Origin of the sequence: Streptomyces sp. NPDC005931, assembly GCF_042871235.1 — a bacterium.
In the GTDB taxonomy this organism is placed as follows: Bacteria; Actinomycetota; Actinomycetes; order Streptomycetales; family Streptomycetaceae; genus Streptomyces.
The window spans coordinates 301632-314920 of record NZ_JBIAIG010000006.1; the positions used below are offsets into that span (position 1 = coordinate 301632).

Annotated in this window: 12 protein-coding genes; 7 read left to right on the top strand and 5 right to left on the bottom strand. The window is 69.4% G+C overall.

What is annotated here, in order from left to right:
- The first annotated feature begins 134 nt into the window (after positions 1 to 134).
- The 3 genes from ACFYOV_RS17375 to ACFYOV_RS17385 all read left to right on the top strand — a co-directional run bounded on the left by ACFYOV_RS17375 (position 135) and on the right by ACFYOV_RS17385 (position 3182).
- Positions 135 to 902, top strand: coding sequence for an IclR family transcriptional regulator (locus ACFYOV_RS17375; protein WP_389088508.1), 768 nt, complete (start codon positions 135 to 137; stop codon positions 900 to 902).
- A gap of 35 nt (positions 903 to 937) precedes the next feature.
- On the top strand, positions 938 to 2452 hold the full coding sequence (gene glpK / locus ACFYOV_RS17380; protein WP_389088511.1) for a glycerol kinase GlpK: 1515 nt from the start codon (positions 938 to 940) through the stop codon (positions 2450 to 2452).
- A 283-nt stretch (positions 2453 to 2735) separates the two neighbouring features.
- On the top strand, positions 2736 to 3182 hold the full coding sequence (locus ACFYOV_RS17385) for a subtilase-type protease inhibitor (RefSeq protein ID WP_389088514.1): 447 nt from the start codon (positions 2736 to 2738) through the stop codon (positions 3180 to 3182).
- Between the two features lie 84 nt (positions 3183 to 3266).
- Here ACFYOV_RS17385 and ACFYOV_RS17390 read toward each other — a convergent pair whose 3' ends face one another.
- Positions 3267 to 3521 (bottom strand): EF-hand domain-containing protein, encoded by a 255-nt coding sequence (locus ACFYOV_RS17390; RefSeq protein WP_389088516.1) that lies wholly within the window; start codon positions 3519 to 3521, stop codon positions 3267 to 3269.
- A gap of 565 nt (positions 3522 to 4086) precedes the next feature.
- Here ACFYOV_RS17390 and ACFYOV_RS17395 point away from each other — a divergent pair.
- Entirely contained in the window at positions 4087 to 4218 is a 132-nt protein-coding gene (locus tag ACFYOV_RS17395) for a hypothetical protein (protein WP_389088519.1), read from the top strand.
- 352 nt (positions 4219 to 4570) lie between these two features.
- Positions 4571 to 4903, top strand: coding sequence for a hypothetical protein (locus ACFYOV_RS17400; RefSeq protein WP_389088521.1), 333 nt, complete (start codon positions 4571 to 4573; stop codon positions 4901 to 4903).
- Positions 4904 to 4971: 68 nt separating this feature from the next.
- Here the strand turns inward: ACFYOV_RS17400 and ACFYOV_RS17405 are convergent, their stop codons facing one another.
- The 3 genes from ACFYOV_RS17405 to ACFYOV_RS17415 all read right to left on the bottom strand — a co-directional run bounded on the left by ACFYOV_RS17405 (position 4972) and on the right by ACFYOV_RS17415 (position 8875).
- Entirely contained in the window at positions 4972 to 5892 is a 921-nt protein-coding gene (locus tag ACFYOV_RS17405) for a class I SAM-dependent methyltransferase (protein ID WP_389088524.1), read from the bottom strand.
- 204 nt (positions 5893 to 6096) lie between these two features.
- Positions 6097 to 7371: a wax ester/triacylglycerol synthase domain-containing protein gene (locus tag ACFYOV_RS17410; protein ID WP_389088526.1), complete on the bottom strand. Its 1275-nt coding sequence runs from the start codon at positions 7369 to 7371 to the stop codon at positions 6097 to 6099.
- The gene (locus ACFYOV_RS17415; protein ID WP_389088529.1) at positions 7364 to 8875 is read right to left on the bottom strand and encodes a condensation domain-containing protein; all 1512 of its coding nucleotides are present in this window, start codon (positions 8873 to 8875) and stop codon (positions 7364 to 7366) included. Before ACFYOV_RS17415 ends, ACFYOV_RS17410 begins: the two co-directional genes overlap by 8 nt.
- Positions 8876 to 9437: 562 nt before the next feature.
- Between ACFYOV_RS17415 and ACFYOV_RS17420 the strand changes: the two genes are divergently transcribed.
- Positions 9438 to 10382, top strand: coding sequence for a glycosyl hydrolase (locus tag ACFYOV_RS17420; RefSeq protein WP_389088531.1), 945 nt, complete (start codon positions 9438 to 9440; stop codon positions 10380 to 10382).
- A gap of 582 nt (positions 10383 to 10964) precedes the next feature.
- On the opposite strand, the gene ACFYOV_RS17425 is transcribed toward ACFYOV_RS17420, so the two are convergent.
- The gene (locus ACFYOV_RS17425) at positions 10965 to 11753 is read right to left on the bottom strand and encodes a tetratricopeptide repeat protein (RefSeq protein ID WP_389088534.1); all 789 of its coding nucleotides are present in this window, start codon (positions 11751 to 11753) and stop codon (positions 10965 to 10967) included.
- Between the two features lie 317 nt (positions 11754 to 12070).
- Here ACFYOV_RS17425 and ACFYOV_RS17430 point away from each other — a divergent pair, with 317 nt between their 5' ends.
- The gene (locus tag ACFYOV_RS17430; protein ID WP_389088536.1) at positions 12071 to 13276 is read left to right on the top strand and encodes an ABC transporter substrate-binding protein; all 1206 of its coding nucleotides are present in this window, start codon (positions 12071 to 12073) and stop codon (positions 13274 to 13276) included.
- Positions 13277 to 13289 lie beyond the last annotated feature (13 nt).

The window sequence follows — 13289 nt, forward strand, 5'->3', positions numbered from 1 at the left end:
CTGGGAAGGTTAGGGAGCCGGAGAAGGCCGGTCAACGAATGACGGTCGGCATTACCGAACGATGCCCCTCATCGGCATGAATCGGGCGGGACTCCCGCACGGCAGACCCCTGCGTGCGGGACTAGGCTCGCCTTGTGGCCGGCCCTGTGCAGTCGATCGAACGGGCGGCGGCGATTCTCCGCCTGCTCGCTGCCGGCCCGCGCCGACTCGGGCTCGGCGAGGTGGCGGCTTCGCTGGGGCTGGCCAAGGGCACGGCCCACGGCATCCTGCGCACCTTGCAGCACGTCGACTTCGTGGAGCAGGACGAGGCGACGGGAAAATACCAGCTCGGTGCCGCTCTGCTGCACCTGGGCACCAGTTACCTGGACGTCAACGAGCTGCGGTCGCGCTCCATCAACTGGGCCGATGCGCTGGCCGCCCGTAGCGGGGAAGCGGTCCGTCTGGGCACTCCCCTGGAGGGCAACGTCCTCGTCGTCCACCACGTGTTCCGGCCGGACGACACGCTCCAGACCCTGGACGTCGGCTCGCTGCTGCCTCTGCACGCCTCCTCGCTCGGAAAGGTCCTCCTCGCCTTCGGGACGGCGCCGCTGGAAGCCGCACTGGGTTCCGGGCTGGACGCCTACACCCGGCACACCCTGGTCACCACGGAAGACCTCAACCGGGCGCTCGCCGAGGTACGGGACCTCGGATGGGCCGCCGAGGTGCAGGAAATGAGCATGGGTGAGGCTGGAGTCGCCGCGCCGATCCGGGGGTACGGCGGTCTCGTGGTGGGAGCCATCGGACTGTCCGGCCCGGTGGAGAGGATCTGCGACAGCAAGGGCCACCCGCGGCCGACCCTGATCACCCTGCTACGGGAGGCCGCACGGGCGATTTCCAGAGACCTGGGCGCAATGCGCTGGTAGCCCCGCCGCCCCGACATCGGAAGGCAGATCCGATCATGGTTGAACGGTATGTGATGTCCATAGACCAGGGTACGAACTCCACCCGGTGCATCCTGTTCGACCATCAGGGGCGGCTGGTCTCGGTCGCCCAGCGGGAGCACCAGCAGCACTTCCCCCGGCCTGGATGGGTCGAGCACGACGCCGTCGAGATCTGGCGCAACGTGCAGCGCATCGTGCCCGAGACCCTGTCCTCTGCCCGCGTCGGCCCGGAGGACGTGGCCGCCCTGGGCCTGGCGAACCAGCGGGAGACCACGGTGCTCTGGGACCGCCGGACCGGTGCGCCGCTGGGGCGGGCGATCGTCTGGCAGGACACCCGCACCGCACCGCTCGTCGAGAAGCTCCGGCGGCAACCCGGGGACGCCTTCTTCCTCGAGCGCTGCAGTCTGCCGCCGTCGACCTATTTCTCCGCCCTGCGGATCCGCTGGCTGTTCGACCACGTCCCCGGACTGGAGCAGCGGGCCGGCAACGGCGACGTGCTGTTCGGCACGATGGAGAGCTGGCTGATCTGGAACCTCACGGGCGGCCCGGACGGCGGTCTGCACATCACCGATGTCACCAACGCCAGCAGGACCATGCTGATGAACATCCGCACCCTCGACTGGGACGAGGAGCTGCTGGCCTACTTCGGGGTTCCCCGCCTGATGCTGCCCGAGATCCGCTCCTCCGCCGAACGATACGGTGGTGCCCGTTCGGTCCTGCCGGGCGTTGCCCTCACAGCGGCCCTCGGGGACCAGCAGGCCGCCCTGTTCGGCCAGACCTGTTTCTCCCCGGGAGAAGCGAAGTGCACGTACGGCACGGGCAGCTTCCTGCTGCTCAACACCGGCACCGAGGTCGTCCGGTCGCGCCACGGCCTGCTCACGACCGTCGCCTACAAGATCGGGGACCGGCCGCCTGCGTACGCCCTCGAAGGTTCGATAGCCGTCACCGGTTCCCTGGTCCAGTGGTTCCGTGACCGCCTTGGCCTGATCAGCAGCGCGCCGGAGATCGAGACCCTGGCGCGGACGGTGGAGGACAACGGTGGTTGTTACATCGTCCCCGCGTTCTCGGGACTTTTCGCGCCTCACTGGCGCAGTGACGCTCGCGGAGTCATCGTCGGCCTCACCTCGTACATCACCAAGGGACACCTGGCTCGGGCCGTGCTGGAGGCGACCGGCTGGCAGACACGGGAGGTCGTCGACGCCATGAACGCCGACTTCCCCGTCCCGCTGAAGGAACTCAAGGTCGACGGCGGCATGACGGCGGACAACCTGCTCATGCAGTTCGTGGCCGACGTGCTCGACGTGCCCGTGGTGCGGCCCATGGTCGCCGAGACGGTGTCCCTCGGTGCCGCCTACGCCGCCGGACTCGCCGCCGGCTACTGGTCGGACCTGGAGGTCCTGCGCCGGCACTGGCACCGTGCCGCCCAGTGGCTGCCGGACATGGACCCCGAGCGCAGGGAGTCGGAGTACGACAACTGGCGGCGAGCCGTCGAGCGGTCACTGGGGTGGATCGCGTCCCCCCGGACTCCCTGACCGGCCCCGAGCACGGGCCGGACCGGCCAACGGTCTCCCGAGCCGGTCATGGCAAGTCGTTCAGGCCATTCCGTATGCGCTGGGCTTCAGCCATCCGCTGTGTACGGCATCCGCCGTGACAAACCTTCACCTGCGCGCCTGAAATGACATGCCTTGCTCAACAAGCCACTCATTTAGTGCGCAACAGCGTCCTGTCGGCACACCCTCCACGCGCCCCTCATGGGACGAGAGGGACGAAGCGGGTACTTCGGCGCGACCGGATACATCAACGGAAGGAGACACCATGCGACCGATGACACGCTGGACGACGGCGGGTGCTCTGGTCGCTGCGGCCCTGTCGTGGCCCCTGAGCGCGCCCGCCCACAGCGCCCCCGCACCCAGCGCCCCCGCTTCTCTGTATGCGCCCTCTGCCCTGGTCCTGACCGTCGGTCACGGCGAGAAGGCCGCCGGGACGACAGCGGAGCGTGCGGTCACGCTGAACTGCGCGCCCACACCCTCCGGCACGCACCCGGATGTGCGAAATGCCTGTGCCGAACTGGCCGAGGCGGAGGGAGACCTCGACCGCCTGATCACGCTCGGGGAGAGGGACGGGCGGTACTGCACGAAGGAGTACCGGCCGGTCGTCGTGACCGCCCAGGGCGTATGGCGCGGCGAGCGCGTGGACTACGAGCACACCTTCGGCAATACCTGCGTCAAGGACGGTGCAGGCGGTTCGGTCTTCGCCTTCTGAACCAACCCCTTCAGCGCACGGCAGTGCCCCCGCGTCGGGATCAAACCCCGACGCGGGGGCACTCCTCGTACGGCTCCCGTCGTGTCAGCTCCAGCCGAACCGCCGGTCCACCACTGCGGTGAACTCCTCGGGGGTCAGTACGGCGTCTCCGTCCTGGTCGGCGGCGTCGAACATCGCGGAGGAGGCGTCGGCGTCCTGCACCCCCCAGACCGGCAGGACGCCCGAGGCGGCCAGGGACGGTCCCTTCGTCCGCAGGGCGACGATCACCTCTTCTCGGGTGAGAAGCCCGTCCTGGTCGAGGTCGAGTGCCTCGAACAATTTGAGGGCCCTGTCACTCATACGTCGTCCCCGATGCGCAGGCGGGTGGCACATCCACCCACTCACAGAAGGAGAACGCCTTCGGAGGCGTTCGGGTTCCAGCCGCCGGCCAACTCCTGCGCGGCTCGCCTCAGCGGCTCTCCCACCGCATGGTCCCGAGGTAGGTGGGCTCGGGCCCGCGCGTGGATCCCCCGGACGTGACGGCCGGAGCTGCGGCACCCGTCACGGCACGCCTTCATCTGCGCCTGGAGGCCCGTCGACGAAGGCGCCCTCGGCGCCCGAACCGCACTCGGTGCACGACGCAAGAGCCGCGCCTTGAACTCTTCACATCACCACACCTCACCACCTGCGAGTGGTTTGCCGCGACCCGCGCGCTCCACGGCCGTTGCACATGGTGCGGTGTGCCCCGCAGCACCGACCAGGGAGGGGCGCAGGCCGCTCCTGTCCGGAACAGCAGGCACCTCCGCCATCGGTCCGGTTCCGGCCGGCCCGCCCGCCCGCGACCTGCGCCGTCCTCCCAGCCACCCGGAGCACCCGTGATCACAGAAACCCTGGAGACCGCCTTCACCCGGCACGGGGAAACCGCGTGAACGGGGCCCGCCTCATCGGTGTCCTCGTCGCCGGCGGAACCGTCGCCATCAGTGCCGCCCTGCTGGGCCTCGGCCGAGCGGCACGTGCCGTGCGCGAGCTGGTCCACCGACGCCGCCGGAGCCGCTGATGCCCGTGGTACGGGACGTCCGGTCCGCCTTCCTGCACGTCCGTCGCACCGCCCGCCGCGGTCGGGACGACACCGCCGCCCGCGCCGAGGGCAGCCGCCTGGAGGCGGCGCCCGTTTCCCATCGGTCGGCGCCGCGCGGCCCCCGAGCGCCCGAACAGTTCGAGCGGATCGCCGTCGCACGGCAGGGGCAGGGGAACCGCCGTGACCGCCGACGACCCACGTGTCCTCGACCGCGGTCCGACCACGGCGAGGAGCCCGACGAGCCCCGCCTCCACGACTCCGCGACCCGCGCCAGGGCTTCACCGCCTCCGGCTCCACACCCCACCGATGCGCCGATCACCGGGAGCTCGCTGTGACATCCAGCCTCCGCTACGCCCACGCCAGTTCCGCAGCTGCCCTCCTCTTCACCGCGGGCGCCGCCTGGCTGGCTCGCACCCCGTACTGGCCGGTCTCCCTCTGCCTGCTCTACACGGCCGGCTTCTTCGTCTGGCTCGCCGCCCGTGAGTACGCCCACCACAAGCGGGTCACGGCCGAACAGGACTGGGCCAGACGCCGCGCCCTGGGGCAGTCCCCGCCGCCGCTGGAGCCGTGCTGCCGACTCGGCCGGACGTCGAAGGGCGCGGCGCACGACCACAAGTGCACCGATCCGGCGCACCGGTACGACGGCCCGCGGAGTGAGACATGAACGAGTCTCCGCTGCTGTTCCGGGCGATGGCGGTCACCGATGCCGCGTACGCGGGCGTGACCGGAGCGCTACAGAGGAACGTCGTCGAAGCCGTCCGCGGGTTTGTCGAAGACGTACGCCGCATAACAGGCGGCATGTCCGACGGCCCGGTGAGCGCGGACGACGGCGATCACCTCGGCCCAGTCGCGTGCGTTCAGGGATCTCAGGCCGGGCCACCGCAGGATCAGTGCCCGACGGCCGACCCGGGTGGACGCGGCGCCGGTGAACAGGGCACAGAGCTGGGCGGCCCTGTGGAGGACCGGTGCGGTCCAGTCCAGGACGCGGTGCGTGGTGAAGCCGGCCGTGGCAGCCATGAGCGGATACCGCTCGTACGCCTCGATGTCGTCGAAGCGCCACGTCCCGCGCACGAGTCCGCTCGGGTCGAGCTCTGCCATCGGCTGCCCGGTGCGGGAAGTGACGTCCACGAGGACCAGTCGGCCACCCGGGCGGAGCAGCCGGAAGCTCTCGCTCAGGAAGGACTGACGACCCTGGTGGCCGAAGTGGAAGGCGGCCTCCAGACAGTGCACTCGGTCGAAGGAACCGTCGGTCAGCGGGATCCCCGCTGCCTGTCGGGGCAGAGCCCTGGCGTCGGCCACGGCGAAATGCGTGCCGGAGCAGCCGCCGAACCGGCGACGTGCCCGGTCGATCTGCGCGGGCTGGACGTCCACCCCCAGTGCCCGGCACCCCGCAGTGCCCAACCGCGCCGTGGTGTCACCGCTTCCGCATCCGGCATCCAGTACGAGCTGCCCGGGCGCGGCACCCAGCAATGCCAGGGACCGGCGCGCCAGACGGCGCTGAAACGGCACCGGACCGGCCCATGCCGCGATCGGCACCGTGGGCAGCGTGAAGTAGCCGATGTTGGCCAGGGTGTCCCAGCCGAGATGGCGCAGGACCCGGAAGACCACACTGTCGTCGTTGTATGCACCCGTGATGTCCTCGCTGGCATCCATCGGCGCGTCCTCCGCTCGCGCGTGTCCGGCCCTCTTTCCTCACCTACCCGGTCCGGCCACCTCGCATCATCACTGCGCACACTGCTGCGCGTGAGCCGGTCGGTGTCATGCCCCTCGTGACCCGGCGCGGCGCCACGTGTGCACACATCCCGGCGCGGAAGCGCTCGCGAGTCGGCCTTGTCGTGCCGCAGGGACGTCGTTCGCTCAGCCGACCGGGAGGCTCTCCGGCGGCGCGAGAACGGCCAGTTCCCGTTCGAAGGCGGCCGCCAGGAGGCGCGCGTGCCTCGCGGGAGCGTGGGCGCCGACGCACAACGTAAGGGCATCGTCGCATTCGGTGACGACGAAGTAGCACGTTCCCGCGACGGACAGGGCGGGCACCATGATCACTCGGGTCAGCGGCCTGCCCTCCAGGGACCAAGGGCCCTGCTTCCAGCGGAAGCTGGTGCATCCGATCGGTGCGATGTGCGGCTGGAGAGCCGCCAGTCCACGAAGCGCCGGGGGCCCCAGCCGCCCCGCCGTCTCGAGCACGCGGGTGCCGATCTGCGCGTGCTCCGTGCGCAGGGCGCCGACAACCCCCCGGCAGGCGGTCAGGCGCGCACGCGGGTGAGCAGCGGTGACCGGCAGGGTGACGCGCAGACCCGACAGCATGTTGCCGAGTTCGCCGGTCTCGGAGCGCGTGCTGACCGGCACTCCGGCGCAGACCGGCCCCGGTCTGCCCGCCCAGGCCTCCGGCGGCCCGTAGACGGCTCTCAGGGCACCGGCGGCCGCGACCAGCACCATCTCGGTGCGCGTCACGGCTTGGCCGGGCAGGGCGTTTCTGGCCGCTGCGAACACTCCGGCATCGAGCGGCCTCCAGGTCGCCTGCGGCAGAGTTCGGGTGGAACCTGTCGGCAGGCGTCTGCTCGGGCGGAGCAGACCGAGCGTGAGACGTGCGGCTCCCGTGTCGCCGGTGGGCACCCCTGGGCGGGTGGGGCCGTGGTCGCCGACCGGTGCCGAAGAGACGTTTCGTCCGGCCGGAGGAGAGGGGCCGTCGAGAAGGCGGTCGAGCAGGGTCTGCGCCGATGCTCCGTCCATCAGGGCGTGGTGCACGGTCAGGACGAGCGCGAAGCCGTCGCGGCCGATGTGGGGTACGACCCGGAGCCTCCACGGCGGGAGGCCTGCGGACAGTCGGCGGGACACTGTCGCTGCGAGCAGGTCCGTCAGATCACCGCCGTCGGCGGACGCGACGACGTGCCTGGCCGGGTCGAAGTGGTCCAGCACGTCCCAGCGTTGCCGGCCCACCCCGAGCGGAGGGCGGCTCACCGGAAGCACCCGCCTGAGTCTCGTGACGGGCCCCCAGCGGGCGGCGACCCGCCCGCGCAGCGCTTCGAGGTCCGGAGGCCCGCCGGAGAACAACGCCGCAACGGCGAATGTCTGCGGGACCCTCGGATTGCCGGCGTGGATGCCCTCCGCGGCGGTGAGCGCCACCTTCTCAGCCATAGGGGTCACCGGAACTGCGGGTGTTCCGGACCGCACGCGCCGCATCCGAACCGGCAGGATCCTGCCTACGGGCCGACAAGTCGTGCAGCGGTGCCGGTGGGCTCAGCCTGGTGCGTGCCATGGGCCGGCGTACCTCGTACCCGCCGGTTGTCGCGACCGTGTTCATGACGTGCCGGACACGATGGACGTAGGCGGCCACGTTGTTCCGCGCTACGGCCGTTTCGGGGTGGGCCGTCGTCACCGACACCCCTTCGGGACCGTGATGGAACCACATGAAGACGTGGTCACCGCGGTCGGACTTGCCCAGACACCGCGTGTTCCACCGCGGCCACTTCTCGATTCCCGGCACCACGCGCAGATCCATGTAGGACACGGTGAAACGCGGTGCCGGGGACGCGCCGATCAGCTGACAGGCGCGGATGCTGGGCACACGGACCGCGCGAAGGGCGGTGTGCATGGCCGCTGTGGCGCGGGCGAAGACCTCGGTGAAGCTCTCGGTGGCCCCTACCCGGATGTGAACCGGCAGGACGTTGACGTACCACCCCTGCGACAGCACCCATTGGGGCTCGAAGCGGGTGTGCATCGGCACAGTGGTGCAGAAGTCCTGGGATCCACCGGCCTCGAACGCGGCGATGGCGCAGGCGGCCAGCAGCCCGGTGTGGAAACGGCCCCCGGCCTGCCTGCAGACTGCCTCGAACGCTTCCGCACCAGGCGCCGACATCACGTCCTCGAGTCGTCCTGCGGACTCGGGTGCCTGCCCGGCCGGCACACCCAGCTCCAGCGGGAACTCCGGATGGACGCCGCCCGTGCGGTCCAGGAACCGCTGCCAGATCTGCACCCCCGGATGATCCGCTTCCATGCCGTCGGCCTCGGCGCGTTCCGCCGCGCTGTAGTCGGCGTGGCTGCCGGCGGGCTCCAGGTCCGGGTCGCGGTCGGCCAGGAGCGCCGAGTGCAGCTCGTGCACCTCGTGCGGCACCAGGGAACAGGAGTATCCGTCCGTGAGGCTGTGGTCGAACGCGGTGAACACGGTCGTCGACCGTTCGCGGACCACCGCGGCACCGAGGAAGGGAGGACGGCCGGCCAGCGGATCCGTCGCTCGGTCGAACACCGCCTCCAGATGTACGCCGACGGCCCGTCCCGAGGAGAACCGGCCTACCACCCGGGGACGTACGACCAGGTCCCCGCTCGCGTAGGTGAAACGCCGCAGGTGTTTGTCGGCGAACCGGAATCCGCTGCGCACTGCTTCATGGTGGTCGATCCAGGCGGACAGGACCGAGCCGAGCTGCTCGACGCCCACCTTGCCCGGCAGGTCGAAGGCCATGGCCAGCCAGGAAGGCGACCAGCATCCGGCACGGCGCATCGCGTCCACGGAGCGGACGTGCGCCTCCTGGAGATACGACGGTGGTCGGCTGTCGTCGGGGGGCTCTCCCGGAAGTCGCGGGCGCGCCCAGAATTCCACCAGAAGGCCCGGTTGTATGTCATAGTCGGATATTTCGGTCAGCATGGAGTTCCGCCTGTCCGTGGTGTCCTCCGGTGTGCCCCGTTCGAGAGGCGCAGGGGGCGGGCCTCACGTGCCGCAAGCCCACCCGGACGGGTGCAGCTCGTCTGCCGATCCACTATGGCAACCGCGGTGGCGGTTCGCCGGGTGCAGTGCTCCGAACGGGTGAAACTTCCGCTGATGTGATATCCGCCATGCTGCGCTCGGCCTCAACGACGCCGGGTAGCAGTGCGCCATCCAGGACGAACTGATGCTTGTGGTGCATAACGGATGCGACGTCCGTCCATGGGTGTGCCTTCTCTCAGACCGACGCCGACGGCGTTCCGGTCAGCCGTGCGGCTTTTCTGACGGCGTCACAGGTGCTGGGTGGGCCAGGGGGGAGGGACAGCATGCGGACGAGCCCACAGCAAGGCCCATTCTTCCTACGTAGCCGCGTAGTAGCGATCTTTCGTTGCCTGTGTGTGCGGCCGTTCTGAGAATGGCGGGGCCATGGGGCGCACCGGGTGGTCGGGGCGCGGTCGTGGCGTGGAAATCCGCATCTCGCGCGGGCCGGTCGAGAAGGATGAGAATGAAACGCAAGTTGGCGACGATGCTGGCCTTGGCGCTGGTTATGCTCGGCTGTATGGCCGTGCCGTCGGAAGGTGTCATCACTCCGTCTCGCCTCGGTGTGTACATTGGCCCCGGTAAGACCACCGAGGTGAATGGGTTCCGGGCGTGGCTCGGCCGGTCCCAGGTGGATGCGACCGACTATCTGGATCCATCCGAGAACACCCTGTGGAATCAGTACGCAACCAAGTACTGGGGCGACTGGAAGAAAGCCGGAGCCGACCGGGAGTTCGTGCTCGGACTGCCGTTGCTGCCCAAGGGCGGAACCTACGCGGAAGGGCTTCGCGGCCAGTACGACAGCCAGTTCCGGAATCTTGCCGACCTGATGATCAAAAACGGCCTGGGAGATTCCGTCGTCCGTCTCGGCTACGAGGGGAACAACAGGAACATCGGGTCGTGGCAGGGAACCGACGATCCTGCAGCCTACCGAGCGATGTTCCGCCGGGTGGTCACCTTGATGCGTGCTCGTGCCGGAGCGGCCTTCCAGTTCGACTACAACATGGCCGTTGGCACCGCGGGCCGGGTCACGTCGTTCGAGACGCTGTACCCCGGCGACGCCTATGTCGACATCGTGGGGCTCAACATCTACGACGTGTGGTGGCAGCGTCCCGATGCCACGCCGGTGCAGCGGTGGAACCACACCCTCACCACTGCCATGGGGGTCAATGAGTTCAAGGCGTTCGCCGCCGCGCACAACAAGCCCAAGTCGTACCCGGAATGGGGTTTGTACCGTAAGGGCGACGCCTATGCCGGGGGAGGGGACTCCCCCTACTTCATCGACCGGATGGCCGAGCTGGTCCGGGACTCCACGTACCAGGCGTATTTCCGCCATGACTGGGGCAGTGGGACACTCGACGACTTTCCCAACGGGAAAGCGCAGTACAAGCTCCGATTCGGGGCTTCGTGACAGCTCACCCCCCGTTGCGACGACGTACGCGACGAGCCCAGCGGGAGGTGCGGATCACCGCGGTCGACGCGGGACCGGACGACTCGACGTGCGCGATCCACGCTCGGAGCGAGCAGCCGGCGTCACCCTTGCTGCCGACGGGCCCACCCGTCGCGCGGTAGGTGGTACAGCTCCGGAGAGGGCGGAATGTTGCGCTCCGCTATTTGCGTGACCCCACCGGGAGAGCCTTGACCGCATCTCGCGGCAGTCGATTGGATGGGGGCATCCAACCGGTGGGCCGCCCATTCTCTCCGGGGGATGCGGCAGTTGAGCCGCCGGTGATTCCTTCGGGGATCGGCGGTTGTGTCGAGAGTGCCGCCATGGGCACCCCTGGCAGAGGAATTGGATCCGATCAGCCGGTGCCGTCCAGGCATCGGCTGATCCGGTGGCTCTGGCAGGTGGGGCAACTTCGGCGTCCCGTCCCACACCGTGATGCGGAACGTTGAGAGCAATGAGGCACGTCTTCGCCGAGTTCGGTGTTCGGCTCGGCGAGAACGGCTCCGCCCTGCCCGGTGGCCGGGACGATGGCGGCGACAAGCCCGATCAGCTGCTGGTGGGATCGGTGGTTGTGGCGCTGCTCCACTGGGTGAGGAGGCGGCGGGTGGCGGCCGTGCTGGAGTGCTCAGGGCCGAGGGTGCGTTCCATGCCGTCGACGACGGCGGCCATCTCCTCCACGGCTCGCGGCTTGTCCTGCGCGGTTCCGTAGTAATGCAGGATGGCCAGTGAACTGCGGGCCATCAGCGTGATGTTGTGGTCGGGACCCAACTCCTGGGTGCCCGTGGTGATGACATCCAGGTAGGCGGCCTCGGCCTCCTCGGTCCGTCCGTCCTGGTTGAGCCATTCGGCCACGCAGTAGTGCCCGGCCAGGGTGTCCGGGTGGCCGGGGCCGAGGACGCGGTTGACGTCGCTCAGCAGTGCCTTCATCGCCGCGATGCGGTCGGGCAGGCCGCCTGTCTCTCCCCGTAACTGCAGCGACAGGCGTCGGGCCGACAGGGTGTCGGGGTGATCAGGCCCCATCACGCGGGTCAGCTCCGGCAGGACTTCTTGCAGCCGCGTTACCGCGACACCGACACGGCCCCGCGGCAGGCATGCCACCGCCGAGAGTGCACGGGCGCGCAGGACGCGGGGATCATCGCCTCCCAGGCGCCACTGCATCAACGCCACCGGGAACGGTACCTCGCGGTGTGCAAGCCGTACGAGCACGGAGGTCGCGCCCAGCGACACCAGCAGATGGGTCCAGAGCATCCCGCCGACCGGCACGAACATCGAACCGGCACCGGCAGCGGCCACGCCGCCCAGGGGCCAGCGCCACGCCTTCGACACACGCTGCATTCGTGCATCATCGCGTCCACGACAAGCGGAAGATAGCTTTCCGTCGTGGTTGCCCCGGCTACGCGCCGGCAGCCGCAGGGCCGAGCAGAAGGGAGGGCGTGCAGTCGGTCCGCTTCTGCGACTCGACGGCCGTCGCGCCGCCGCGGGAGGAAGCCGGCCGGTCGGCAACAGGTGAGGGTGCCGTTCAGGTGTTCTATTCTCGGAAGGGAAGGCAGGCGGAAGGCCGCCTGACGACCTTCCGTCGCCTCCGAGGAGAGGAGGCGGGCATGAAAGCGTCGACGCGGCGTTGTGCGATCTGCGCCAGTGCGGTTGCTCTCTTGATCTCGGCGGTTGGCGGGACCGGTGTCACCGCGTCCGCCGTCCCGGCCGGTGACGAGGACGGTGAGCTGAAGTTCGGCTACGTGTTGCCGGAGACGGGGCAGTTGGCCTATCTGGGACCGCCGCAGATCGAGTCGGTGAAGTTCGCGATCCAGCAGATCAACGACGCCGGTGGGGTTCTGGGCAAGCCCGTGCCGGCCGTGGTCTCCAGCGACGAGGCCGGTCAAGAGGCCGTCGCGGCTCAGTCCGCCGACCGCGTTCTCGCCGCCGGGGTCGACGCGGTGATCGGCGCCGCGGCTTCCGGCATGTCACTCGCTTTCATCGACCGGGTGACAGGCGCAGGAGTGGTGCAGTGTTCGGCGTCCAACACGGCCCCCACGTTCACCGACTACGACGACGGCGGCTTCTACTTCCGTACCGCACCGAGCGACGTCCTGCAGGGTCCGGTCCTCGCGGACGTCGTGCGGGGGGACGGCCACGAGCGTGTGGCCCTGATCGCCCGGGCGGACGACTACGGGCGTGGGCTGCTGAGGGCCACCGAAGAGTCCCTCGAGACAGGCGGCGCGACCGTGGCGCTCGCCGAGACCTATGACCCCAGGGCCACCAACTTCGACCAGATCGTGCAGCAGGTGAGGAACACCGGCCCCGACGCGGTCGTGGTGATCGCCTTCGAGGAGGGTGCTCAGATCCTTCAGGGCCTGCTCGAGGCGGGGCTCGGACCGGATCGTGTCGGTGTCTACGGCGCTGACGGACTGCGCAGCGAGGAACTGCCCTCGCTGGTCTCCTCCGGCGATCCCGAGCGGCTCGCCGGGATGAAGGGCACGGCTCCTGCCTCCGTCGGCAACGAGCAGTACGTGAAGGATCTGAAGGAGTTCGCGCCCAAGCTGAAGGAAGTGCAGTACGCACCACAGGCCTTCGACTGCGTGAACACCATCGCACTCGCCGCCGAGCAGGCCGAGTCGGACAACCCGGAGGTCTTCGCCAAGGAGATGAACGCCATTACCAAGGACGGCGACAAGTGCCGGTCGTTCGCCGAGTGCAAGAAGCTGCTCGCGGCCGGACGTGACATCGACTACGACGGCGTGAGCGGTCCGCTCGACTTCACCGGCGCAGGTGAGCCGGGCCGGGCGACGATCGAGGTGTACGGCTACGACGACCAGGCGCAGCTGCGCACGCTGCGCACACAGGAGAGCACCCCGGAGTGACCACGGACTCCGG

Coding starts and splice junctions, on each gene's coding strand:
- glpK (WP_389088511.1), top strand. CDS start 938: ATGGTTGAACGGTATGTGATGTCCATAGACCAGGGTACGAACTCCACC.
- ACFYOV_RS17385 (WP_389088514.1), top strand. CDS start 2,736: ATGCGACCGATGACACGCTGGACGACGGCGGGTGCTCTGGTCGCTGCG.
- ACFYOV_RS17390 (WP_389088516.1), bottom strand. CDS start 3,521: ATGAGTGACAGGGCCCTCAAATTGTTCGAGGCACTCGACCTCGACCAG.
- ACFYOV_RS17405 (WP_389088524.1), bottom strand. CDS start 5,892: ATGGATGCCAGCGAGGACATCACGGGTGCATACAACGACGACAGTGTG.
- ACFYOV_RS17410 (WP_389088526.1), bottom strand. CDS start 7,371: ATGGCTGAGAAGGTGGCGCTCACCGCCGCGGAGGGCATCCACGCCGGC.
- ACFYOV_RS17415 (WP_389088529.1), bottom strand. CDS start 8,875: ATGCTGACCGAAATATCCGACTATGACATACAACCGGGCCTTCTGGTG.
- ACFYOV_RS17420 (WP_389088531.1), top strand. CDS start 9,438: ATGAAACGCAAGTTGGCGACGATGCTGGCCTTGGCGCTGGTTATGCTC.
- ACFYOV_RS17425 (WP_389088534.1), bottom strand. CDS start 11,753: ATGCAGCGTGTGTCGAAGGCGTGGCGCTGGCCCCTGGGCGGCGTGGCC.